Raw genomic sequence first — 23609 nt, forward strand, 5'->3', positions numbered from 1 at the left:
ATAAAAATGCCAGTCTGCGGACTGGCATTTTTTTTGTCCGCAGACCGGCAATTATTTAAAGTCGACGGCCATCTGCTGCGGAATAGAAAGCCCGCGGGTCGTTTGCACACAGCGGTCAATGTAATCGGTAAAGCGCGGCGGTTTGGGCATCCCCATACTCAGCAGCTTATCGTTACTGAAGCGGACGTTAAGCGTGGCGAACGCGCCGTACAGGCGCATGGCTTTGAGCATCAGGCGCTCATTGCACGGACCAAAGATATCTTTTAGCTCACGGCGCATCTTAACCAGCGTCTCATAGCTCACCTGGGCATAGCTATCGCCAACCGGCAGACGCTCCAGGGCTGAGGCCATCGCGCTGTCAATCTCCCCAAACTTGACGCTATTTTCTTCCCCCGCTGAAATATGCACCACTTCTCCACGAGCCAGCGAGCTGTCGAGCAGCATCAGCAGCGCGTCGGCACAGTAATCAACGGGAATAACGTCAATCCTGTCCTCCATCGAACACATGAACTTTTGCAGCATCAGGCCCATGCTGAATACCCAGAAGATGCTGCTTGAGGGCTGGCAGCCGTGATGGGTATGGCCGACAACGATAGAAGGGCGGGCGATAACCAGCGGCAGCGTCGGGCACGTCTGCTGCATCAGCCTCTCGATGGTCGATTTAGAGTGCGTGTACTCCACAAGGTGCTCGGCGCGTTCGCGGAATTCGGCGCTTTCGGCAACCAGAGAATCAGGATCCGGCGAGCACGACATTGCCGTACCTACGTGCAGGAAGCGCTGCAGCCCGGAGACCTCGGCCATGCGTTGGGCAAAGCGGAGCGTCCCCTCAACGTTGACTTTCCAGATCAGCGGATTGTTGCCGAACGAGGCGACGGCGGCGCAGTTGAGCACGTGGGTGACGCCGTCGAGGCGCGGATCGGCAAGGAATTCTTCAGGATTCGCCAAATCACCCAGCAGGATGTGCCGGGTGCTCAGCGTCGCCAGCGCCTCCTCGGCGATATTGAATTTACGCAGATTGTCTTTAACCCGGGCAAGCGCTGCTTCACCATTACTGGCACGAACTAAAAGCAGCAGATTAACCCTATTTTTTTGATTGAGGATATTCTCTAAAACTGCTCCACCCAGAAATCCGGTAACGCCTGTTATTAATAATGTCTTCATGAATACAGTCTCATCATGGTTAGTGGAGTGGATTCTAGGTGGGCTAAACTAAACGGTGGGTAAATGGCAAATGGGCCATTTAGGCCAATCCTTAAGACGGTATTAAGGTTATGAGCGGGCGCGGATTGGATTTGACATCAAACTATTTATAAAGATTCTAACTTTCATGTGTAAATTTGTATTTTGCTGATTTTGTTGATTATTTTATTTATTGTTAAATTTTTTATATTTTTCATTAATGTAATCATTAAAATTTTTTGTTACATCAAAGACGGGAGTCTAAAAAATAAAATGAGTTATTACCAGGCAGCGGATAGTTTATAAACTGGCGGCGCGAAGAGGAACAATAACCGCAGTTTTATCCTCCGCTGGTTGGCCTGAGGGCCGAGGGGAGTGAAGCGCGCGCCATCGCAGCTGAGGACAAGACCTGGGCGTGCAAATCTGCGATAATGATCGTTTAGAGCCTAAACAGAGATGATTATGCAGTACCCGATTAACGAGATGTTCCAGACCTTGCAAGGCGAGGGTTACTTTACCGGCGTGCCCGCCATTTTTATTCGCCTGCAGGGATGCCCGGTTGGTTGCGCCTGGTGCGATACCAAACATACCTGGGACAAACTTGCCGATCGGGAAGTGTCGCTGTTTAGCATTCTGGCGAAAACCAAAGAGAGCGATAAATGGGGCCCGGCCAGCGGCGAAGATCTGCTGGCGATCATTGGCCGCCAGGGGTGGACCGCACGTCACGTAGTGATCACCGGCGGTGAGCCCTGCATCCACGATCTCACCCCGCTGACGACCCTGCTTGAGCATAACGGCTTCAGCTGCCAGATTGAAACCAGCGGCACCCATGAAGTGCGCTGCAGCCCGCGGGCCTGGGTGACGGTTTCCCCTAAGGTCAACATGCGCGGCGGTTACGACGTGCTGTCGCAGGCGCTGCTGCGCGCGGATGAAATCAAGCATCCGGTGGGCCGCGTGCGCGATATCGAAGCGCTCGATGAACTGCTGGAAACGCTGACCGACGACAAGCCGCGGATTATCGCTCTGCAGCCTATCAGCCAGAAAGAGGATGCGACGCGTCTCTGTATCGAGACCTGCATTGCCCGCAACTGGCGGCTGTCGATGCAAACGCATAAGTACCTGAATATTGCCTGATTAATTGCCGGGTAGCTACGTACTACCCGGCGAGTCCGCTACGCGTTCGACCAGCTTTGAATCGCGTCAACATTTTTCAGGCTACCGTGGGTGACCGCATACGACTTTTTCAAAATCGTATCCGTATAGGTGGTTAACTCCCTGAAAATTCCCTTATTTAACGCCTCATATCTGCTGGCATTCTTCTCTAACGGCATAAAGGTATCTTTTACCCGCACCATATTTTCAACCGCTGCCTGGTATGAGGGATATAAACCCAATCCCACCGCGGCGTTGATTGCCGCCCCGAGGCTGGCGCAGCCGTTAATCGCGTTGCGCCTGGCCGGCAGGTTAAAGACGTCGGCGAAGATCTGCATAAAGAGGTCGCTGTTCGAACCGCCGCCGGTAATGATGATATGTTTAGCGAAGTGGTTCATTTCATTGCACATATTGTCGTAGTTATTTTTCAGCGTCAGCGCAACGCTCTCCAGGATGGAGCGATAAATCCACGCGTAGTCCATGCTGGAATCAAAACCGATCATGATCCCGCGTTTATAGGGCTCCCAGGGGTTCGTTAACCAGTCCAGCACGGTCATTAAACCGTTGCAGCCCGGCGGCACCGCTGCGGCCTTTTTATTTAACAGATCTTCCGGCGACAGGCCCTGGGCCCCAGCGTCCTGAATTAAGGATTCGCCCAGCATGTCCCGCAGCCAGCTCACCGTCCACATCCCCTTGCGAATACCGTATCCCTCGTACAGCAGAGTCTCGGGAATGGAGGACATAATCGGCCAGTAGGCGACGGGATCTTTCGGCAGCGCTTTGCCGTTCATCATCAGGGCGATATAGGTGCCCAATGAGATAACCGCCGTTTCGTCATTCAGCAGCCCTGCGCCGAGCGCCTCAACCGGCTTATCGCTGGTGGTACAGATAACGGGCAATCTTACCGGGAAGCCGGTTGCGTGGGACGCCTGGCCGGTGAGGTGACCCAGAATCGTTCCGGGCATCTGCACATCGAATAGCATCCGGCGCGGAATATTAAACTGCTGAACAACCGCCTCATTGTCGCTCCACGCCCAGGTTTTATAATCCACCGGCCACTGGCCAAAGTAGTTGGCGATATTGTCCTTAAACTCGCCGGTTAAGCGGTGCGACAGATAGCCGGAAAATGAGGTGACCCAGGCCACGTCGGGATTGGTGTGCTCATAAGGCCGGGTGACGCGGGCGTCCTGCCAGCTAATCAGCGGTTCCGCGGGCGTACCATCGGCTTTAAGGAGCGCTCGGCAGCAGCGGATGGAGCCGAGACCGATGCCGACAATATCCTCTTTCTGGCCGGTAAACCGGCTCATCAGATCTTTCCCGGCGAGGCAAAGCGAGGTCCACAAATCATCATCAGGATGCTCCGCCGTATCGGCGTCCGGGGTGTGCATGGGCTGCAGCAGGCCTTTTCCCTCACAGACCACATTTCCCTGCAGGTCGTACATCACGACCTTGGTGCTCTGGCTCCCGCCATCGATTCCAATGATGTATTTATTCGACATTATTATTCTCCTTTAATTTTCACCCTCACTCGCCGGCAGTCTCTGCGGCAAGCGATGCCTCGCGTGCTGTCGCGGCGTCGGTGCGGCGTATTTTTCGAAACAGCAAAAAGGTAAAGAGGATCACCATGCACAGCGCAGCAAGGCCCATCAGCCACATGTTGCGATAGGCGTCTGCGGCGGGGAGAGTGTCCTGCCAGTGGCCGACGATCGGATAGACAAAAACGTCGGGCAGGAAGCCAATGACCGAGCAGATACCGACGGTTGTTCCCATAATATAGCCCGGCGTCCTCGCTTCGCCGGGGCAGGCCCAATAGAGCCCGCGCGAAGCGTAGCAGGTGAAGCCCAGCAGCAGAATCAGACCGATCCCCATCACCACGGACTGCGGGTTTGAATTGGTGGCCAGCAGGGCGACAAGCGCCAGAACCCCCACGACCGACAGCAGTTGAATGACGCGGGTCGGGGATTTGACTTTGCTGTAGGTGGTAATAATGCCGCCCAGCGGGCCGCAAATCGCACGGAATATTTTGTTGATGACGATCCCCATATAGCTCGCGGCCACCAGCGACATACCGTACATTTCCGTCAGGTAGTTGGTGGAGTAGCTGAGGATGGCGTAGATGGTAAAGACGCCAAAGATGACCATGCTGCAGTACCAGGTGGTGCTGATGCGCAGGACGGCGAGGATATCGCTTAGCTGAAACGCTTTTTTCTCTTCCTGCGCTGCGCCGCTGCGCTGGGGGGCGTCGCTGACAAAGAACCAGCACAATATCCCCAGCAGGATGTAAACCACGCTGTAAATCAGGATAACGACCTTCAGGCTGTTGCTATCGTCGGGCGCGAAGCGGGAAAATGCCCACATGGTAAATACCGCCAGCGACATAACGCCAACGCCGCGCAGCCCCTCCATCCAGCCCATGATTTTCCCCTGCTCGCTATGATCGCCGAGCAGCGAGGCGGCTTTAATTGAAACGGACCACAGCATCAGAATGGTGGTGATGGCAAAGGCAACCTGAATACAAAGCATGGCCCACAGCGGCGGATAGGTTGCCATTATTAAACCGAGCAGGCCGGTCACGATCATCGCCGAAGTAATCATTTTGCGGTGCGAGAATTTATCGGCAATAACCCCGCTGGGTGCATAGAGAATAATAGCGGTAATACCAAAGGTGCTCATTATTAAGCCTATTTCAGTATTGCTAAATCCCATAAATTTTGCCATTGGGATTTGATAGATATAGCGTAAATAGGCAAGGTCAAAGCTGACTCCGCCGCTAAAGCTAATAATGGCAAGCGTTATCCAACGGCGATATGAATTCTGTTGCATATCGTGATCTCATTTTGAATAGACGAAAAAAAGAGAAAAGTAAACCGCCTTTGCAGGTGGATTACTTTTCTCTGGTCTCTAGTAATTGCGATTAGGAATAACATGCCAGCGTCGGTTTTAGTGTGAGAATAATCACGCTTCGTAGTTTTACGCGTAATTTATGCGTGAAATATTTATCTGTGATTGTGATCACATTAGCTGCCTGAGCGCTGTGCTAAAAATTTATCCCAGTTACCAGAGACAATGAGAAAGGTAACTTCCCTCTCGTGGGGGAAGTTACCTTTCTTTTTTTTTGCCTAAAGGAATTTGGAGCCAACTATGTCAATCGAATCTCTTAACGCATTCTCAATGGATTTCTTCTCTCTGAAAGGTAAAACGGCAATTGTCACCGGCGGCAATAGCGGGCTGGGTCAGGCCTTTGCCATGGCGCTGGCGAAAGCCGGCGCGAATCTATTTATTCCAAGCGTTGTCAAGGACAACGGAGAGACAAAAGAAATTATTGAAAAACAGGGGGTTGAAGTTGAGTTTATGCAGGTGGATATTACCGCCAAAGGTGCGCCGCAGCGGATCATCGCCGCCTGCTGTGAACGCTTTGGCACGGTCGATATCCTGGTCAACAATGCCGGGATTTGTAAGCTCAATAAGGTACTGGACTTCGGGCGGGCGGACTGGGATCCGATGATCGATGTTAACCTGACGGCGCCGTTCGAGCTCAGCCATGAAGCGGCAAAAATTATGATCCCGCAAAATAGCGGCAAAATTATTAATATCTGCTCGTTATTTTCTTACCTCGGCGGCCAGTGGTCTCCGGCTTATTCGGCAACTAAGCACGCGCTTGCCGGTTTCACTAAGGCCTATTGCGACGAGCTAGGTCAGTATAATATCCAGGTCAACGGCATCGCCCCTGGCTATTATTCTACCGATATTACGCTGGCTACCCGCAGCAATCCGGAAACCAATCAGCGCGTGCTGGACCATATTCCGGCAAACCGCTGGGGTGATACTCAGGATCTCATGGGGGCAGCCGTATTTTTAGCCAGCCAGGCATCCAATTATGTTAACGGCCATCTGCTGGTGGTCGATGGCGGTTATCTGGTGCGTTAATTTTCAATCGGTGGTTTCTGTATTTTTATTTATTTTTTTACGTAATATCACTCAATATGCATCGAGGCTGAAATAAAATAATCACCCGTGAACATCGCACCCGATGTCATTGGGGTTTATGCCAGCCGTTAATAAAGAAGTAGCTTGAGTGATGCCGCGTCTATTCCGAATTAATTATCAGGAAGGTATTACTATGTCTTTATCCCGTGAAGCGATTGTTGATCAGTTAAAAGAAATTGTTGGTTCCGATCGCGTGATTACCGATGAAACCGTTTTAAAGCGCAACAGTATTGACCGCTTTCGTAAATATGCCGATATCCACGGCGTCTTTACGCTGCCGCTGCCTGCCGCGGTCGTCAAGCTAGGCTCCACTGAACAGGTTTCAAGCGTGCTGTCCTTTATGAACCAGCATAAGATCAACGGGGTCCCTCGTACCGGCGCTTCGGCGACAGAAGGTGGCCTTGAAACCGTCGTGGAAAATTCCGTGGTGCTGGACGGCGCCGGGATGAACCAAATCCTGAACATTGATATCGAAAATATGCAGGCAACCACGCAGTGCGGCGTGCCGCTGGAAATCCTCGAAAACGCGCTGCGGGCGCAAGGCTACACCACCGGGCACTCGCCGCAGTCTAAGCCGCTGGCGCAGATGGGTGGCCTGGTGGCAACCCGCAGCATCGGCCAGTTTTCCACGCTCTACGGGGCGATCGAAGATATGGTGGTCGGGCTGGAAGCCGTGCTGCCCGACGGCACTGTCACCCGCATCAAAAACGTTCCGCGCCGCGCCGCCGGGCCGGATATTCGCCATATCATCATCGGCAACGAAGGTGCGCTGTGCTATATCACCGAAGTGACGGTGAAAATCTTCAGGTTCACGCCGGAAAATAACCTGTTCTACGGCTACGTTCTGGACGATATGAAAGTGGGCTTCAGCATCCTGCGCGAGGTCATGGTGGAGGGCTATCGTCCGTCGATTGCCCGCCTGTACGATGCCGAGGATGGCACCCAGCACTTTACCCATTTTGCCGATGGCAAATGCGTGCTGATCTTTATGGCCGAAGGCAACCCGCTGATAGCGAAAGCCACTGGCGAAGGGATTGCGCAGGTCGTTGCGCGCTATCCGCAGTGCCAGCGCGTAGACAGCAAGCTGATTGAAACCTGGTTTAACCACCTCAACTGGGGCCCGGAAAAGGTAGCCGCCGAACGCGTGCAGATCCTCAAAACCGGCAATATGGGCTTTACCACCGAGGTATCGGGCTGCTGGAGCTGCATCAATGAGATCTACGAAAGCGTTCTCAACCGCATCCGCACCGAGTTCCCGCACGCCGACGACATCACCATGCTGGGCGGCCACTCTTCTCATAGCTATATGAACGGCACCAACATGTACTTCGTCTACGACTACAACGTGGTGGACTGCAAGCCGGAGGAGGAGATTGATAAGTACCACAACCCGCTCAACAAGATCATTTGTGAAGAGACCATTCGCCTCGGCGGCTCGATGGTGCATCACCACGGGATTGGTAAACACCGCGTTCACTGGAGCAAGCTGGAGCACGGCAGCGCGTGGCCGCTGCTGGAAGGGTTAAAGAAGCAGTTTGATCCAAACGGTATCATGAATACCGGAACGATTTACCCGATTGAAAAATAATAGCGATAGCCAAAATAGTTCGGCTCGCCCGCGGGCCCTAAAAGCGCCCATCCCCTGGAGCAACGATTGCGATGTGACAGGGGAAAGCAAACGCAGCGGGCGGCTTGAAGTAGGAGGGCTATATACGGCTTCTCAACCGGGAAGCCGTTTTGCCAGACCATGAAGGGGGAGAAATGAACGCTTCACCGGTGCGAATGGACGACCTGCCGCTTAACGGCTTTCACTGCCGCATTGCCGCACTAACCTTCGGCGCGCATCTGGTTGACGGCTATGTCCTCGGCGTCATCGGTTACGCCATTATCCAGCTGACCCCCGCCATGCGCCTGACGCCTTTTATGGCCGGGATGATCGGCGGGGCGGCGCTGCTTGGCCTGTTTATCGGCAGCCTGATCCTCGGGTGGGTCTCGGATCATATTGGCCGGCAGAAGATTTTCAACCTCAGCTTTGTCCTGATTACCGTCGCCTCTTTTCTACAGTTTTTTGCCACCACGCCTGAACAGCTCATTGGCCTGCGGATCCTCATAGGCATTGGCCTGGGCGGGGATTACTCCGTGGGCCATACGCTGCTGGCCGAATTCGCGCCGCGCCGGCATCGGGGCATCCTGCTCGGCGCGTTTAGCGTGGTGTGGACCATCGGTTACGTTCTGGCAAGCCTCGCCGGGCACCATTTTATTAGCGACAACCCGGAGGCCTGGCGCTGGCTGCTGGCCTCGTCCGCGCTGCCGGCCCTGCTAATCACGCTGCTGCGCTGGGGGACGCCGGAGTCTCCGCGCTGGCTGTTGCGCCAGGGCCGCTTCGCCGAGGCCCATGCCGTGGTGCGCCGCTGTTTTGGCCCGCACGTGCTGCTCGGCGATGAGGTGGTGGCGGCAACCAATAAACGGATCGGAACGCTATTTTCACCGCGCTACTGGCGGCGAACGGCATTTAACAGCATCTTCTTCGTCTGCCTGGTGATCCCGTGGTTCGTTATCTATACCTGGCTGCCCACTATCGCGAAAACCATCGGTCTTGAGGATGCGCTGACCGCCAGCCTGCTGCTGAATGCGCTGCTGATCGTTGGCGCGCTGCTGGGGCTGGTATTAACCCATCTGCTGGCCCACCGTCATTTCTTGCTCGGCAGCTTTCTGCTGCTGGCGACGACGCTAATCGTCATGGCCTGCCTGCCGGCGGGCAGCCACTGGACGCTGCTGCTTTTTATCTTATTCAGCACCACGATTTCGGCGGTCAGCAACCTGGTGGGGATTTTACCGGCGGAAAGCTTTCCTACGGATATCCGCTCGCTGGGCGTTGGCTTCGCAACCGCCATGAGCCGGCTTGGGGCCGCCATCAGCACCGGCCTGCTGCCCTGGACCCTGGCGCAGTGGGGGATGACGGTTACCCTTTTGCTATTGGCCAGCGTACTGCTGATCGGCTTTGTGGTGACCTGGCTGTGGGCCCCGGAAACCAAAGCGCTGCCGCTGGTGGCCGCCGGGAGCGGCGATAAAAGACAAGGAGGAGCGAATGAACATTCTGTTGGCGTTTAAGCCGGAGCCGGACGCCGGCATGCTGGCGGAAAAGGACTGGCAGGCCGCCGCGCTGGATACCCGCGGGCCGGATGTCTCACTATTGCGCAGCGCCATCGGAGCCGATGAGCAGGCCGCCGCCGCGCTGCTCCTGGCTCAGCGCAATGCGGGCTGCGGGATGACCTTGAGCGCATTAAGCATTGGTGACGAACGCGCGTTGCACTGGCTGCGCTACTTTGCCGCGCTGGGCTTTGACCAGCGGGTGCTGCTGGAAGCGGCTGCGGATCTGCGCTTCACGTCCTCGTTTATCGCCGGACAGATTGCCGCCTGGCAGCGCAGCCACGGTGGAGAGCTGATCGTGACCGGCTGTCAGAGCAGCGAAGGGCAAAATGGCCAGACGCCGTTTCTGCTGGCGGAAATGCTCGGCTGGCCCTGTTTCACCCAGGTTGAACGCTTTACGCTCGAACCGCCTTTCGCCGTTGTCGAGCAGCGAACGGACGCCGGTATCCGCCGCTGCCGGGTGCGCCTACCGGCGGTGATTGCCGTCAGGCAGTGCGGCGAAGTGGCGCTCCCGGTGCCCGGCATGCGCCAGCGCCTGGCGGCGGCGAAGGCGGATATCGTGCGTCAGGCGGCGACCGCGGAGGCGACGCCCGACGTTCGGTGCCTGCGTCTGACTCGCCCGGCGCAGCGGCGCGCGGCCGCTATCGTCGAGGGCGCGACGGCGCAGGAGAAAGCCAGGGCGCTGTGGGAGAACTATTTATGCCAGAGGATGCGGCCATGAAGATGGCGATAGTGATGGCGGCAGGCGACAGCACCGCGATAGGCGGCTGGCTGGCGGCAAACGATCTCGCTTCGGCGGATCTCGAGCGCTGGACGACAGACGCCGGGGTGGAGGTTGCCGGGCAGCTTCTGGATGGGCTGGTCGCTCAGTGGCGGCAGACGCCGGTGGATATCGTGCTGTTCCCGGCGGGGGCATTGGCCGATGAGCTGGCCACGCGGCTTGCCTGGCGCCTGCGGGGAAGCTGCGTATGCCAGGTGCAATCGCTGAACGCGGTGGAAGGTTGGGTGACGAAGCCTCATTGGGGTAACGCGCTCACGGCCACGCTGGAGGTGAGCGCCAGGCCGCTGTGCCTCTCGCTGGTGCGCCAGCCCGGGGGGAATGCGTCCGGGGATTTTCCTTGCGGCCTGCCGGAGCGCCGTATCGTCCCCGCGGCGCTGCCCGACTGGCTGACGGAGATTGAGCGCGTAGAGCGCGCGGGCGCGCATCCTTTAACCACGGTGGAGCGGGTGCTGGTTGTCGGGCAGGGCGGGGAGGAGGCCGATGCGGGAAGCATCGCGGCGCTTGCGCGGCGGCTGGGCGCGGAAGCGGGCTACAGCCGAGCGCGGGTGATGAACGGCGGTCATGAAGCCGATCGCCTGGTGGGGATATCCGGCCATCTTCTGGCCCCGGATATTTGCATTGTGGCGGGGGCATCGGGGGCGGCGGCGCTGATGGCGGGAGTGCGCGACAGCCGATTTATCGTGGCGATTAATCATGACGCCGGCGCGCCGGTGTTCTCCCAGGCAGATGTCGGCATCGTGGATGACTGGCTACCGGTGCTTGAAGCACTGGCAGCCAGCGCGCACGATTAGTTAAGCTGCTTCGCTAATTTCCAGACGCCGGTGTTGGTGGTTGAAAGGGCCGCCACGCCGGCTTTCATCGCATTACGCGCATCTTCTTCGTCGCAGACCAGGCCGCCGGCAATCAACGGCTGGTGAATCTTCTCCGTCACCCATCCCAGCACTTTTGGCATGCAGCCCGGCAGGATTTCAATACAGTCCGGGTTGGACTGCGCCACCTGCTTGTCGATATTGTGAAAGGAAATAGAGTCGACGATAAACAGGCGATGAATGCAGAAAAAGCCCTCCGCCCTGGCCGCTTTAAGCATCGGCGCTTTGGTGCTGATGATCCCGTCCGCTTCGGTCACCAGCTTCAAAAACTGAATCACCACCTCTTTATTTGACGCCCCCTCCAGCAGGTCGACATGAATAAACGCGTATTTACCGGCGTTTTTGATTTTCTTCACGATGTTGCTGATGGTGCAGATATTGCCGTACAGCACAGAGATAAACTGGCACTCGGAATCGATGGCTAATTGCAGGCTGGCGTTATCTTTGACGGCCGCGATGACCGGATTTTGTCGTAGCAGGTGTAGCAGGGGCATGGTGTGTCCTTCGTATTTTTCTCGTCATCATTCAGGCTGCGAATGCGCTAGCCTTCCTGCAACCTGAATTATTTAGCGTCGTTTTATTAGCCAAAACGGAATGTAATACCAAATCCAGAGTCAGGATAGCGCCATTCTTTGAGCGTTGCCTCATCGCATAATAGCCGGCAGGTGCCGCACTCCAGACATCCTCGGTAGTCGACCTGCACGCCGCCTTCCGCCGTTCGTGAAAAAAGCCCGGCGGGACAAGATGCAATGAGCCGTTCGACGACTTCCCGGTCGGGCGCCGCGGTCGGGACAATATGCGGGTCGGCGGCGGGGCGCCAGACGTTACGTGCTACAGACATCGTAAGCTCCTGACAAGATCGCCTGCCAGATGATGCAGGCCGTGACGGCGAAGATGACGCCAGACTATCTGACGCAGTGGCGGGACGGGGCCTTCGCCCTGCTGCCAGAGTTCGCGGGAGATATCGTCCATCAGCGCGGGCCAGCGGCGATACCAGCCGGGGCGCTGCAGCAGCGCGGGAACGTGCCGATAGCGCTGGAGCACCTCCCACAGCAGGCTGCGCTCGATCTCCTGATGATATTGCGCAAACAGATTTTGCGGCGCGCCGTGCCGACAGGCGTGGATTAACGTTTGCGCCGCCGCCTGGGCGCCGATTAACGCCATGTCCATTCCGCGCACGGTGAAGCCGGTATTGACGCAGGTGCGCAGCGCGTCGCCGACCAGCAGCCAGCCATCCCCGGCATACCGCGTCGGCATGCCGTGCAGGCCGCCTTCAGGTACCAGATGCGCGCCGTATTCCAGCGTTTCGCTGCCCTGCAGCAGAGGGCGCAGGGCCGGATGGGATTTAAGCCGGTCCAGTAGTCCGGAGGCAGGTACCCTCCCTTTGCCCAGCGAGGAGAGCGGGCAGACGATACCGAATGAGAGCGTCTCCTGATTGGTATAAAGGAACGCGCCGCCGGGTAAATCTCCGCAGACCCCGCCGGTGAATATCATGGCCGCTCCCTCATTGCCCTCGAGGCGGAAACGATCTTCCAGCGTCTTTCGTTCCATCGCCAGCACCGCTTTGATCCCCAGCGCCATGGCGGTTGAGGATGGGCGCGGGAGTAAACCGTGACGCTCCGCCAGCTCGCTGTTGGCCCCTTCCGCCAGCACAACATAGCGGGCGCGCAGGGTTTCGTTATCGCAAATGACCCCGCAAATCCGGCCGTTTTCACGATGCAGCGCCGTGACCGTCGTGCCGGTAATACACTGTACGCCTTCATCTTCGGCTTGGTTAACCAGCCACGGATCGAAACGGGCGCGCAGTAAACTCCAGGAGTCTCCGTCCGGCTGAAGGCTGGAATAGGTTGTGGCACCATCGTCAGTCAGCAGAGTCAGGTTTTCCTGGGTGATACGGCGTTCAAGCGGGGCGGATTGTTGAAAATGAGGGAGAAGTTCGGCGAGCGCGCGGCAATACAGGCGCCCGCCGGAGAGATTTTTACTGCCGGGAAGTTCGCCGCGTTCGAGCAGCAGGACCGAAAGTCCTGACCGCGCGCAGCGTAGGGCACAGGCGGTGCCGGCTATCCCTGCACCGATGATAATAATATCAAAATCGTCAGCCATATTGCGCCCCAGATACCGAGAGCGTCTAGGCTAACATGGCGTTATCTAAGGAATATTGACCATCGACACAAAGGCTTTAATCACTCGCCGCGATAGATGCAGCCCGCCGTGCAGGTCTCTTTAATCATCACCGCGCTCAGCAGCGGCACAACGGGCTTAACCTGTTGCCAAATCCAGCGCGACAGCACTTCGCTGGTCGGGTTTTCCAGCCCTGGAATATCGTTTAGATAGTAGTGATCCAGGCGGTCGTAGGTCGGCTTGAAGGCGGCCTTAAGCTCGGAAAAATCCATGATCCAACCCGTATGCGGATCGACTTCGCCGGTGATCTCCAGACGCACCATAAAAGAGTGACCGTGCAGGCGACCGCACTTATGACCTTCCGGTACGTGGGGCAGGTGGTGGGCGGCTTCGAAGATAAAATCTTTAAACAGGGTGGTGGACATCTTTTACTCTCAATAAGACAAAAAAACCGCCGTAGGGTACCGGAAAGTACATTTTTTAGCATTAACTAAAACGGCCCTGAGTGGAAAATCGCCACAGTCACCGAACTGATGTATATTATCTCTTTATATTTCATGTGGTTATTTAATCGATTTTGTTGTTAATAACTATAGATAAAACAGGTTAGTCCATTTGGTTATTTGTTATTTCCATCCCTTCTTTAATTGTTACTATCTGCGCCGTTAACCTTACATTCTCTTCTGTTTTTGCCGCGCTGACAGGGTGCGAATAACAGCTTTGCTTACTGGAACATAACGACGCATGACGACACAGGTCCCATCTTCCAATTTGCTCCCGCTCAACCCGGAGCAAATGGCGCGCCTGCAGGCGGCCACGACAGACTTCACACCGACCCAGCTTGCCTGGGTTTCCGGCTATTTTTGGGGCGTGCTGAATCAGCATCCCGGCGCGGTGGCTGCCGCTCCGGCTCAGGCTGCGGAAGTTCCGAGCATTACGCTGCTTTCCGCCTCGCAAACCGGCAACGCCCGCCGCGTGGCCGAAGCGCTGCGTGACGACCTTCAGGCAGCGCAGCTGAACGTCAAGCTGGTTAACGCAGGCGACTATAAATTCAAACAAATAGCCTCCGAAAAACTGCTGATCGTCGTGACCTCAACCCAGGGAGAAGGTGAGCCACCGGAAGAAGCCGTCGCGCTGCATAAATTCCTGCTCTCGAAAAAAGCGCCGAAACTCGAAGGTACCGCCTTTGCGGTCTTTGGTCTGGGCGATACCTCCTACGAATTCTTCTGCCAGTCGGGTAAAGACTTCGACAGTAGGCTGGCCGAGCTGGGCGGGGAGCGTCTGCTCGATCGCGTTGATTCCGACGTTGAATATCAGGGCGCCGCGGCCGAATGGCGCACCCGCGTGGTCGAGGTGCTGAAAGCCCGCGCCCCGGCGGCGACGCCGGCTCAGCTGGCGACAGGCGGTGCGGTCAATGATATTCACACCAGCCCCTATACCAAAGAAGCGCCGCTGACCGCGACGCTTTCGGTAAACCAAAAAATCACCGGCCGTGATTCCGAAAAAGACGTGCGCCACGTTGAAATCGATCTTGGCGACTCCGGCCTGCGCTATCAGCCCGGCGATGCGCTGGGCGTCTGGTATCAGAACGATCCGGCGCTGGTCAACGAGCTGGCTGAACTGCTGTGGCTGAAGGGCGACGAGCCGGTTAGCGTAGACGGCAAGACGCTGCCGCTGGCCGAAGCGCTGACGTGGCACTTTGAGCTGACGGTGAACACCGCCAACATCGTGGAGAACTATGCCACCCTAACGCGCAGCGAAACGCTGCTGCCGCTGGTGGGCGATAAAGCGCAGCTGCAGCACTACGCGGCCACCACGCCGATCGTCGATATGGTGCGCTTCTCTCCGGCACAGCTCGATGCCCAGGCGCTGATTGACCTGCTGCGCCCGCTTACGCCGCGCCTGTACTCGATTGCCTCGTCGCAGGCGGAAACGGAAAACGAAGTTCACGTGACCGTTGGCGTGGTGCGCTATGACATTGAAGGCCGCGCGCGCGCCGGCGGCGCTTCCAGCTTCCTCGCCGACCGCGTGGAAGAAGATGGCGAAGTCCGCGTCTTTATCGAACACAATGACAACTTCCGCCTGCCTGCTAACCCGCAGACGCCGGTCATCATGATCGGCCCGGGTACCGGCATTGCGCCATTCCGCGCATTTATGCAGCAGCGCGCGGCGGAAGGCGCCGAGGGCAACAACTGGCTGTTCTTCGGCAACCCGCACTTTACGGAGGATTTCCTTTACCAGGTTGAATGGCAAAGCTACGTCAAAGAGGGCGTACTGAGCCGCATCGATCTGGCCTGGTCCCGCGATCAACAACAAAAAGTCTACGTTCAGGACAAGCTGCGCGAGCAGGGGGCCGAACTGTGGCGCTGGATTAATGACGGTGCCCATATTTATGTCTGCGGCGACGCCAATCGTATGGCGAAGGACGTTGAGCGGACGCTGCTGGAAGTGATTGCCGAATTCGGCGCGATGGACGCCGAAGCGGCGGACGAATTTTTAAGTGAGCTGCGCGTTGAGCGCCGTTATCAGCGAGATGTCTACTAATGAGCGAAAAACATCCAGGACCGCTGGTGGTCGAAGGTAAACTGACCGACGCCGAGCGTATGAAGGTAGAGAGCAACTACCTGCGCGGCACCATCGCAGAAGACTTAAACGACCCCCTCACCGGCGGCTTTAGGGGCGATAACTTCCTGCTGATCCGCTTTCACGGCATGTATCAGCAGGATGACCGCGACATCCGCGCCGAACGCGCGGCGCAGAAGCTGGAGCCGCGTCACGCGATGCTGCTCCGCTGCCGCCTGCCGGGCGGGGTGATCACCACCAAACAGTGGCAGGCGATTGATAAGTTTGCCGCCGATAACACCATCTACGGCAGCATTCGTCTGACCAACCGTCAGACCTTCCAGTTCCACGGCATTCTGAAGAAGAACGTCAAGCCGGTGCACCAGATGCTGCACTCGGTGGGGCTGGACGCGCTGGCGACGGCCAACGATATGAACCGTAACGTGCTGTGCACCTCTAACCCGAACGAGTCTCAGCTGCATGCTGAAGCCTACGAGTGGGCGAAAAAGATCTCCGAGCACCTGCTGCCGCGCACCCGCGCCTACGCGGAGATCTGGCTCGATCAGAAGAAGGTTGCCACCACCGACGAAGAGCCGATCCTTGGCCAGACCTATCTGCCGCGTAAGTTCAAAACGACCGTGGTTATCCCGCCGCAGAACGATATCGATCTGCACGCCAACGATATGAACTTCGTGGCGATTGCCGAAAACGGCAAGCTGGTGGGCTTTAACCTGCTGGTTGGCGGCGGTCTGTCCATTGAGCACGGCAACAAGAAAACCTACGCGCGCACCGCCAGCGAATTCGGCTACCTGCCGCTTGAGCACACCCTGGCCGTAGCAGAAGCGGTAGTCACGACCCAGCGCGACTGGGGCAACCGTACTGACCGCAAAAATGCGAAAACGAAATACACCCTGGAACGCGTTGGCGTTGAAACCTTCAAGGCCGAAGTTGAGCGTCGTGCCGGCATTAAGTTTGAGCCGATCCGTCCGTATGAGTTTACCGGTCGCGGCGATCGGATTGGCTGGGTAAAAGGTATCGATAATAACTGGTACCTGACGCTGTTTATTGAAAACGGTCGTATCCTTGACTATCCGGGGCGTCCGCTGAAAACGGGTCTGCTGAAGATTGCTAAGATCCATAAAGGCGAGTTCCGCATCACGGCCAACCAAAACCTGATCGTTGCCGGCGTGCCGGAAGATCAAAAGGCGAAGATCGAGAAGCTGGCTCGCGATCACGGATTGATGAATAGCGTCACCCCGCAGCGTGAAAACTCGATGGCCTGCGTCTCCTTCCCGACCTGCCCGCTGGCGATGGCCGAGGCGGAACGCTTCCTGCCGTCATTTATTGATAAGGTGGACGGCGTGATGAGCAAGTACGGGGTGGGCGAGGAGCATATCGTCACCCGCGTGACCGGCTGCCCGAACGGCTGCGGCCGCGCCCTGCTGGCGGAGGTTGGCCTGATCGGTAAAGCGCCGGGCCGTTATAACCTGCACCTTGGCGGCAACCGCAGCGGAACGCGTATTCCGCGCATGTATCGCGAAAATATTACCGAGTCGGAGATCCTCGACTCGATAGACGAACTGGTCGGGCGCTGGGCGAAAGAGCGCGAAGCGGGTGAAGGCTTCGGCGACTTTACGGTGCGTGCGGGTATCGTGCGCCCGGTGCTCGATCCAGCCCGTGATTTCTGGGAATAAACGTCTTTATCCACGCCTGACGATCCCCTCTCCGTTGACGGGAAGGGGATAAGGTGAAGGGAAAATAACGAGGTAACTATGTCCGTACTCGATCTCAACGCGCTAAATGAACTGCCGAAAGTTGAACGCGTACTGCAGCTGGCAGAAATCAACGCTCAGCTGGAGAAGCTCAGCGCCGAAGAACGCGTGGCGTGGGCGCTGGAAAATCTGCCCGGCGACTACGCGCTCTCCTCAAGCTTTGGTATTCAGGCGGCGGTTAGCCTGCATTTGGTTAACCAGATCCGTCCAGATATTCCGGTGATCCTCACCGATACCGGCTACCTGTTCCCGGAAACCTATCAGTTTATCGATGAGCTAACCGACAAGCTGCAGCTGAACCTGAAGGTTTACCGGGCGCAGACCAGCCCGGCCTGGCAGGAAGCCCGCTACGGCAAGCTGTGGGAGCAGGGCGTTGATGGCATTGAGAAATACAATGACATCAACAAAGTTGAGCCGATGAACCGCGCCCTACAGGAGTTGAACACCCGCACCTGGTTTGCCGGCCTGCGCCGCGAGCAGTCAGGCAGCCGGGCAACGCTGCCGGTGCTGGCGATTCAGCGTGGGGTATTTAAGCTGCTGCCGATTATCGACTGGGATAACCGCACCGTTTATCAGTACCTGCAGAAGCACGGCCTGAAATACCATCCGCTGTGGGATCAGGGTTACCTTTCGGTGGGGGATACCCACACCACCCGCAAATGGGAGCCGGGGATGGCTGAAGAAGAGACGCGCTTCTTCGGCCTGAAGCGCGAGTGCGGGCTGCACGAAGGTTGAGAAAATCCCCGGACGGCGCATCGCGCCGCTTCCGGGAATATTTTACCCAGGGATATTGCTAGCCAGCCCCTCCCGTTTACTGTAATAACTCGCTTCGCCCTCTGACGATACCAGTACCACCTGCGCGGACGGCCGATGTTGTTTCTTACGAAAACGTTCAAGCGCCTCCTCGTCGAGGAGTAAAAATCCTGCCGACCTCTTCTTCCACCATGATAGACGTACCGATAACCGGCTCATTTCCCAGCGGAATTCGCCCTCCGCCACGATGGGATGCAGTTCATCTTCTTCATCTTGCCAGGCGAGGTAGATATCAACGCTCTCTTCGCCCAGGCGGGTTGAAAACTCCCGATCTTTATCCCATAAGAAATCGCTGGCCTCTCGATCGTAGCCGATATCGTGGCGTAGCAGGTTTTGCGTTGCGACGGAACGTTGGCTCAACACCTTGCCGAAATCGACGTCAGAAAGTGCCTGTAAGCTGGCCGGGGCGGGAATTTTCTGTTCATAGACGCCATCGACCAATGCCCTGGCATTTTCCGGCATCCTGATTTCGCCATATTGACGCAGCAGCGCCTGAGTGCGCCATAAGCAGGCGTGGTCGGAATAAACGAAGCCGGTTCCTCGCAGCTCTTTTCCCAGCCAACCTTGCCCGGCCTGTTCCTGCCATTCTGGCGCTAAAATATGCAGTATCGGTGGCTGACGTTCATCGGGCAGTATCGCTTTGCGTTCCCCACCGGCAGTGCGGATATGGCGCTGAAGTCGACCGGCGCGCTGGATCAACAAATCTATTGGCGCCAGATCCGAGATCATCCAGTCAAAATCCAGATCGAGGCTTTGTTCGACAACCTGAGTGGCGATTAACACTTTCCCCCGCCGCGCTGAAACGGGGGCATCTTTACCGAACCAGCCGAGGGTTTTATTCTCAATGGCAATACGATCGGCAAAGGCGAAGCGGCTGTGGAAAAGTAGCAGATCCTGTTCAGGGATGCGCTTTTCATGCAACAGCTGCTGATAATCTTCGCGTGCTTCATCAACCGTATTACGGATCCAACATACGCATTGCCCGGCTTCGACTGCACGATAAAGCGTTCCCCGCGCCAGCGGGGATAAACCGGCCCCGTTGACCTGCTTATCGTCCTTTTTCGCGCGTTCCCCGCGCCAGCGGGGATAAACCGATTGTTTTTCTTAAAATGTTTACGTTGGATCAGCGTTCCCCGCGCCAGCGGGGATAAACCGCGCGATGTTGAATTTGCGTCAGGATGAAAGCCGCGTTCCCCGCGCCAGCGGGGATAAACCAGCTCCATAAAAATCGCGCCGAGGAAATCATGAGCGTTCCCCGCGCCAGCGGGGATAAACCGTGATGATTCAGGATGCGTTTATTCGATTACGAGCGTTCCCCGCGCCAGCGGGGATAAACCGACACTCACACCGGTTCAGATCGCTGACGCAGAGCGTTCCCCGCGCCAGCGGGGATAAACCGGCGACTGTTAACCAGCGGCTGGATACATTAACGTGTTCCCCGTGCCAGCGGGGATAAACAGATGATCTGGATAAACTCCGCGAAGAGTATGAATGGTTCCCCACCCCAGCGGATATAAACCGCATTGTGCATTACTGCCAGATAACGTAGGAACGTACTCTTCCACGGCTGCAGCAAAACGCCGGCTAGCCGTGCTTATTGGCCTTCGCCAGCTCTTTCACCAGCGGCAGCATCACCTTGACGACGTCGCGGCTGCGGCGCTCGATGCGGCCGGGCAGCGCTTTGTCGATATGCTGCTGATTATCCAGCTGCACGCTGTGCCAGCTGGAGCCGTCAGGGAAGGCAGATGATTTTGCCCGCTGCTGGAAACCATCTTTCTTACCGAGCGACCAGTTGGTGGCCTCCACCGACAGCACCGGGATCCCGGCGCTATCAAAAACGCTGGCGTCGTTACAGCAGTCGGTGCCCTGCGGATAGTCGCGGTTCAGCCCCGGGTTGCTGAAGGCGGCAACGCCTTTGCTACGGGCGATGGCCAGCGCCCGGTCGCGGGTCAGCTTGCGAATCGCCGCCGGTGTGCTGCGGCCGCTATTAAAATAGAGCTTGTCGCCGACCACCAGGTTATCGAGGTTGATCACCAGCAGGGTGTTTTTCTTCTCCGTGTCGCTCATCCGCTGCAGCAGATTCTGTGCCCCGAGGCGGCCCTCTTCTTCACCGCTGGACGCGATAAAGCGAATGCCGTAATGGGTAGGCACGTTCTTAAGACGCTCGGCCAGCTCCAGCATTACGCCAAGGCCAAGGGCGTTGTCGTCGATCCCCTGCAGGGTCAGGCCGCCGAGGTTCTTTTCCACGTCGCTATCGCTCATTGGGGCGTAGGTATCGAGGTGCGCCATGATGATGATCTGCTGGCGCGCCTTGCCCTCGTGGGCGGCAATCACCGTGCTGCCGGTGACGTTTTGCCAGTTCTGCCGCTGGTTTTTAGTGGTGTAGATATAGCGGGTATTAAAGCTGCGGATATCGCTCTGGTAGCCCATCTGCGCGAACTGCTGACGCAGGTAGTCCGCCGACAGCATCTCTGCTGGCGATCCGGTCATTCTTCCGGGGAAAACGGTGGCGATATGGCGAGCCTGCGTATTGGCGGTTTCGCCCATAGCGCTAAAAGCCGGGGCGGAGAAGACAAAACCTGCGCCAAGCGCCAGTGGAAGCAGGCGGCGGCACAACGCGGAAAACATATGAGGGTCCTTACGGGAACATAACAATTTGACCCGCTTAGTATGAAACTGTGACCGCGGTTAAACAATTTCATTTGCTCTTAAATAGCGGAAAAGTCGCATGTTAAGCACTTTTTGAACTTAGCTTTCCCATGCCGTTATTCCTTTGAGTAACAACTCATTCCATTTCGTAATTTCATTTGCTCTAAGTGGCACCCTATAGTCGCACTATGACTGATTGTAAGTGAGTTGTTGCATCGTGGACTATTTGCCCCTATTTGCCGAATTAAAAGCGCGGCCGGTGCTGGTTATCGGCGGCGGTGAGATTGCCGCGCGCAAGATAATGTTTCTGCGTCGGGCGGGGGCGAAGGTGCAGGTTGTGGCCGCTGCGCTGTCCGATGAGCTTGCTGAACAGGTCGAACGCCAGGAGATCGCGTGGCGCGCGCAGGAGTTTCAGGAACAGCAGATCGACGATGTTTTCCTGGTGATTGCCGCCACCGAAGACGACGCGCTGAACCAGCGGGTTTCTGCCGCGGCGAACGCCCGCTTTCGCCTGGTTAACGTGGTGGATAACCAGCCGCTTTGCTCGGTGGTCTTCCCCTCCATTGTCGATCGCTCGCCGCTGCTGGTGGCGGTCTTTTCCGGCGGATCGGCGCCGGTACTGTCGCGGCTGATCCGCGAAAAAATTGAAGCCCTGCTGCCGACCAACCTCGGACGCGTTGCCGAAGCGGCAAGCTACTGGCGGCATCATATTAAAACGCATCTCACCACTACCGCGGCGCGACGTCGTTTCTGGGAGCGCGTTTTCAACGGCCGCTTTGCCAGCCTGATGATTGCCGGAAATAAAGCCGCTGCGGATAAGGTGCTGGAGGATGAGCTCCATCAGCCGGAAAAGCGGTCGGGTGAAATCATACTCGTCGGCGCCGGGCCGGGTGATGCCGGACTCCTTACCCTGCGCGGTCTGCAGGCGGTGCAGCGGGCGGACGTGGTGTTTTACGACCATCTGGTGACGCCGGAGATCCGCGAACTGGTGCGCCGCGATGCGGAGATGATCTGCGTCGGTAAACGCGCCAGCGAGCATTCGGTACCGCAGCATGAGACGAATCGGATGCTGGTCGAGGCGGCGAAAGAGGGCAAAACGGTGGTGCGCCTGAAGGGTGGCGATCCGTTTATTTTCGGCCGCGGCGGCGAGGAGCTGCAGGCGGCAGCGGCGGCGGGGATCTCCTTTCAGGTTGTTCCCGGCGTGACCGCAGCGGCGGGGGCGACGGCGTACGCCGGGATCCCGCTGACCCACCGCGATTACGCGCAGAGCGTGACCTTTGTCACCGGCCACTACAAGGCGGACAGCGCGGCGCTCGACTGGACGCTGCTGGCGCAGAGTCGGCAAACGCTGGCTATCTACATGGGCACGATGAAGGCGGCAGAAATTAGCGCGCAGCTGATCGCGCACGGGCGCGACAGAAACACGCCGGTGGCGGTTATCTCCCGCGGCACGCGCGCCGATCAGCAAACGACGATCGGCACGTTAGAACAACTGGAACACCTGGCGAAAGATGCCCCAATGCCGGCACTGCTGGTGGTGGGTGAAGTGGTGCAGCTCCATCAGCAGCTCGCCTGGTTTCAACACACAACGAACGCAGAGGGCTTTGACTCTTCTGTGGTCAATCTGGCTTAGGCCCGGTGCAACAGGCCTTATAAGGAACGGTAATGGACCAAAAACGACTCACTCACCTGCGACAACTGGAGGCGGAAAGCATCCATATCATTCGCGAGGTGGCCGCCGAATTTTCAAATCCGGTGATGATGTACTCCATCGGTAAAGATTCCAGCGTGATGCTGCACCTGGCGCGTAAAGCGTTTTATCCGGGAACCCTGCCGTTCCCGCTGCTGCACGTTGATACCGGCTGGAAATTCCGTGAGATGTACGAGTTCCGTGACCGTACCGCGAAGGCCTACGGCTGCGAGCTGCTGGTGCACAAAAACCCGGAAGGGGTGGCGATGGGCATCAACCCGTTTGTCCACGGCAGCGCCAAGCATACCGATATCATGAAGACCGAAGGCCTCAAGCAGGCGCTGAACAAATACGGTTTTGATGCGGCCTTCGGCGGCGCCCGCCGCGATGAAGAGAAGTCCCGCGCCAAAGAGCGTATCTACTCGTTCCGCGACCGTTTCCACCGCTGGGATCCGAAAAACCAGCGCCCGGAGCTGTGGCACAACTACAACGGCCAGATTAACAAAGGCGAAAGCATCCGCGTCTTCCCGCTCTCTAACTGGACCGAGCTGGATATCTGGCAGTACATTTATCTGGAACATATCGAAATCGTGCCGCTGTACCTGGCGGCAGAGCGCCCGGTTCTCGAGCGTGACGGCATGCTGATGATGATCGATGACGACCGTATCGACCTGCAGCCGGGCGAGGTTATTAAACAGCAGATGGTGCGTTTTCGTACCCTTGGCTGCTGGCCGCTGACCGGCGCGGTGGAGTCCAACGCGCAAACGCTGCCGGAAATTATTGAAGAGATGCTGGTCTCCACGACCAGCGAACGTCAGGGTCGCATGATTGACCGCGATCAGGCAGGCTCGATGGAGCTGAAGAAACGTCAGGGGTATTTCTAA

At 57.2% G+C, this 23609-nt stretch carries 19 protein-coding genes, 1 pseudogene and 1 CRISPR repeat array; of the genes and pseudogenes, 11 read left to right on the forward strand and 9 right to left on the reverse strand.

Going from position 1 to position 23609, the window contains the following annotated elements; genetic code table 11:
* Positions 1-51: 51 nt before the first annotated feature.
* Complete coding sequence (locus tag GVK32_RS04455) at positions 52-1161, reverse strand: SDR family oxidoreductase (RefSeq protein ID WP_159865591.1); 1110 nt, start codon at positions 1159-1161, stop codon at positions 52-54.
* Between the two features lie 480 nt (positions 1162-1641).
* On the opposite strand from GVK32_RS04455, the gene queE reads away from it, so the two are divergent.
* Positions 1642-2313, forward strand: a complete 672-nt coding sequence (gene queE / locus GVK32_RS04460) for a 7-carboxy-7-deazaguanine synthase QueE (RefSeq protein ID WP_041147731.1) — start codon at positions 1642-1644, stop codon at positions 2311-2313.
* Between the two features lie 38 nt (positions 2314-2351).
* On the opposite strand, the gene GVK32_RS04465 is transcribed toward queE, so the two are convergent.
* Together GVK32_RS04465 and GVK32_RS04470 are read right to left on the reverse strand one after the other, a co-directional pair.
* A complete protein-coding gene (locus tag GVK32_RS04465) occupies positions 2352-3830 on the reverse strand; it encodes an FGGY-family carbohydrate kinase (protein ID WP_159865594.1) in 1479 nt (492 codons plus the stop codon).
* A 25-nt stretch (positions 3831-3855) separates the two neighbouring features.
* Positions 3856-5154 (reverse strand): nitrate/nitrite transporter, encoded by a 1299-nt coding sequence (locus GVK32_RS04470; RefSeq protein WP_159865597.1) that lies wholly within the window; start codon positions 5152-5154, stop codon positions 3856-3858.
* A gap of 318 nt (positions 5155-5472) precedes the next feature.
* Between GVK32_RS04470 and GVK32_RS04475 the strand changes: the two genes are divergently transcribed.
* The 5 genes from GVK32_RS04475 to GVK32_RS04495 all read left to right on the forward strand — a co-directional run bounded on the left by GVK32_RS04475 (position 5473) and on the right by GVK32_RS04495 (position 11040).
* Positions 5473-6258 (forward strand): SDR family oxidoreductase, encoded by a 786-nt coding sequence (locus GVK32_RS04475; protein WP_159865600.1) that lies wholly within the window; start codon positions 5473-5475, stop codon positions 6256-6258.
* A gap of 193 nt (positions 6259-6451) precedes the next feature.
* Positions 6452-7906, forward strand: coding sequence for an FAD-binding oxidoreductase (locus GVK32_RS04480; RefSeq protein ID WP_159865603.1), 1455 nt, complete (start codon positions 6452-6454; stop codon positions 7904-7906).
* Positions 7907-8079: 173 nt separating this feature from the next.
* Positions 8080-9429 (forward strand): MFS transporter, encoded by a 1350-nt coding sequence (locus tag GVK32_RS04485; protein ID WP_200842827.1) that lies wholly within the window; start codon positions 8080-8082, stop codon positions 9427-9429.
* Positions 9407-10189: an electron transfer flavoprotein subunit beta/FixA family protein gene (locus tag GVK32_RS04490; protein WP_159865606.1), complete on the forward strand. Its 783-nt coding sequence runs from the start codon at positions 9407-9409 to the stop codon at positions 10187-10189. The genes GVK32_RS04485 and GVK32_RS04490 overlap by 23 nt, the downstream gene beginning before the upstream one ends.
* Positions 10186-11040 (forward strand): electron transfer flavoprotein subunit alpha/FixB family protein, encoded by an 855-nt coding sequence (locus tag GVK32_RS04495; RefSeq protein WP_159865609.1) that lies wholly within the window; start codon positions 10186-10188, stop codon positions 11038-11040. Before GVK32_RS04490 ends, GVK32_RS04495 begins: the two co-directional genes overlap by 4 nt.
* On the opposite strand, the gene GVK32_RS04500 is transcribed toward GVK32_RS04495, so the two are convergent.
* From GVK32_RS04500 to queD, 4 genes are all read right to left on the reverse strand, one after another.
* Positions 11037-11612, reverse strand: a complete 576-nt coding sequence (locus GVK32_RS04500; RefSeq protein WP_041146964.1) for a glycerol-3-phosphate responsive antiterminator — start codon at positions 11610-11612, stop codon at positions 11037-11039. The genes GVK32_RS04495 and GVK32_RS04500 overlap by 4 nt on opposite strands.
* Positions 11613-11698: 86 nt before the next feature.
* Positions 11699-11959 (reverse strand): ferredoxin family protein, encoded by a 261-nt coding sequence (locus GVK32_RS04505; protein ID WP_133600399.1) that lies wholly within the window; start codon positions 11957-11959, stop codon positions 11699-11701.
* Positions 11950-13221, reverse strand: a complete 1272-nt coding sequence (locus GVK32_RS04510; RefSeq protein ID WP_159865612.1) for an FAD-dependent oxidoreductase — start codon at positions 13219-13221, stop codon at positions 11950-11952. Before GVK32_RS04510 ends, GVK32_RS04505 begins: the two co-directional genes overlap by 10 nt.
* Positions 13222-13301: 80 nt before the next feature.
* Positions 13302-13664 carry a 6-carboxytetrahydropterin synthase QueD gene (gene queD, locus GVK32_RS04515; RefSeq protein WP_041146961.1) on the reverse strand — a complete coding sequence of 121 codons (363 nt, stop codon included), beginning with the start codon at positions 13662-13664 and terminating at the stop codon, positions 13302-13304.
* A 319-nt stretch (positions 13665-13983) separates the two neighbouring features.
* Between queD and cysJ the strand changes: the two genes are divergently transcribed.
* From cysJ to cysH, 3 genes are all read left to right on the forward strand, one after another.
* Positions 13984-15783, forward strand: a complete 1800-nt coding sequence (cysJ, locus tag GVK32_RS04520; protein WP_159865615.1) for an NADPH-dependent assimilatory sulfite reductase flavoprotein subunit — start codon at positions 13984-13986, stop codon at positions 15781-15783.
* Complete coding sequence (cysI, locus tag GVK32_RS04525) at positions 15783-17495, forward strand: assimilatory sulfite reductase (NADPH) hemoprotein subunit (RefSeq protein ID WP_045857559.1); 1713 nt, start codon at positions 15783-15785, stop codon at positions 17493-17495. The genes cysJ and cysI overlap by 1 nt, the downstream gene beginning before the upstream one ends.
* 78 nt (positions 17496-17573) lie before the next feature.
* Entirely contained in the window at positions 17574-18308 is a 735-nt protein-coding gene (cysH, locus tag GVK32_RS04530; protein WP_159865618.1) for a phosphoadenosine phosphosulfate reductase, read from the forward strand.
* Between the two features lie 42 nt (positions 18309-18350).
* On the opposite strand, the pseudogene cas3 reads toward cysH, so the two are convergent.
* Both cas3 and GVK32_RS04540 read right to left on the reverse strand, forming a co-directional pair.
* A pseudogene (gene cas3, locus GVK32_RS04535) lies at positions 18351-19373 on the reverse strand (CRISPR-associated helicase Cas3'); the annotation flags it as partial.
* Positions 19374-19390: 17 nt separating this feature from the next.
* A CRISPR array of direct repeats spans positions 19391-19907; the repeat unit is 29 nt; unit sequence GCGTTCCCCGCGCCAGCGGGGATAAACCG.
* 63 nt (positions 19908-19970) lie between these two features.
* On the reverse strand, positions 19971-21014 hold the full coding sequence (locus tag GVK32_RS04540) for an aminopeptidase (RefSeq protein WP_159865621.1): 1044 nt from the start codon (positions 21012-21014) through the stop codon (positions 19971-19973).
* 247 nt (positions 21015-21261) lie between these two features.
* On the opposite strand from GVK32_RS04540, the gene cysG reads away from it, so the two are divergent.
* Together cysG and cysD are read left to right on the forward strand one after the other, a co-directional pair.
* The gene (cysG, locus tag GVK32_RS04545; RefSeq protein ID WP_200842829.1) at positions 21262-22668 is read left to right on the forward strand and encodes a siroheme synthase CysG; all 1407 of its coding nucleotides are present in this window, start codon (positions 21262-21264) and stop codon (positions 22666-22668) included.
* Positions 22669-22700: 32 nt separating this feature from the next.
* A complete protein-coding gene (gene cysD / locus GVK32_RS04550) occupies positions 22701-23609 on the forward strand; it encodes a sulfate adenylyltransferase subunit CysD (protein WP_159865627.1) in 909 nt (302 codons plus the stop codon).

Origin of the sequence: Klebsiella sp. 18074, from assembly GCF_902705905.1 — a bacterium.
GTDB lineage: Bacteria > Pseudomonadota > Gammaproteobacteria > Enterobacterales > Enterobacteriaceae > Klebsiella > Klebsiella terrigena.

Coding starts and splice junctions, on each gene's coding strand:
- GVK32_RS04455 (WP_159865591.1), bottom strand. CDS start 1,161: ATGAAGACATTATTAATAACAGGCGTTACCGGATTTCTGGGTGGAGCA.
- queE (WP_041147731.1), top strand. CDS start 1,642: ATGCAGTACCCGATTAACGAGATGTTCCAGACCTTGCAAGGCGAGGGT.
- GVK32_RS04465 (WP_159865594.1), bottom strand. CDS start 3,830: ATGTCGAATAAATACATCATTGGAATCGATGGCGGGAGCCAGAGCACC.
- GVK32_RS04470 (WP_159865597.1), bottom strand. CDS start 5,154: ATGCAACAGAATTCATATCGCCGTTGGATAACGCTTGCCATTATTAGC.
- GVK32_RS04475 (WP_159865600.1), top strand. CDS start 5,473: ATGTCAATCGAATCTCTTAACGCATTCTCAATGGATTTCTTCTCTCTG.
- GVK32_RS04480 (WP_159865603.1), top strand. CDS start 6,452: ATGTCTTTATCCCGTGAAGCGATTGTTGATCAGTTAAAAGAAATTGTT.
- GVK32_RS04485 (WP_200842827.1), top strand. CDS start 8,080: ATGAACGCTTCACCGGTGCGAATGGACGACCTGCCGCTTAACGGCTTT.
- GVK32_RS04490 (WP_159865606.1), top strand. CDS start 9,407: ATGAACATTCTGTTGGCGTTTAAGCCGGAGCCGGACGCCGGCATGCTG.
- GVK32_RS04495 (WP_159865609.1), top strand. CDS start 10,186: ATGAAGATGGCGATAGTGATGGCGGCAGGCGACAGCACCGCGATAGGC.
- GVK32_RS04500 (WP_041146964.1), bottom strand. CDS start 11,612: ATGCCCCTGCTACACCTGCTACGACAAAATCCGGTCATCGCGGCCGTC.
- GVK32_RS04505 (WP_133600399.1), bottom strand. CDS start 11,959: ATGTCTGTAGCACGTAACGTCTGGCGCCCCGCCGCCGACCCGCATATT.
- GVK32_RS04510 (WP_159865612.1), bottom strand. CDS start 13,221: ATGGCTGACGATTTTGATATTATTATCATCGGTGCAGGGATAGCCGGC.
- queD (WP_041146961.1), bottom strand. CDS start 13,664: ATGTCCACCACCCTGTTTAAAGATTTTATCTTCGAAGCCGCCCACCAC.
- cysJ (WP_159865615.1), top strand. CDS start 13,984: ATGACGACACAGGTCCCATCTTCCAATTTGCTCCCGCTCAACCCGGAG.
- cysI (WP_045857559.1), top strand. CDS start 15,783: ATGAGCGAAAAACATCCAGGACCGCTGGTGGTCGAAGGTAAACTGACC.
- cysH (WP_159865618.1), top strand. CDS start 17,574: ATGTCCGTACTCGATCTCAACGCGCTAAATGAACTGCCGAAAGTTGAA.
- GVK32_RS04540 (WP_159865621.1), bottom strand. CDS start 21,014: ATGTTTTCCGCGTTGTGCCGCCGCCTGCTTCCACTGGCGCTTGGCGCA.
- cysD (WP_159865627.1), top strand. CDS start 22,701: ATGGACCAAAAACGACTCACTCACCTGCGACAACTGGAGGCGGAAAGC.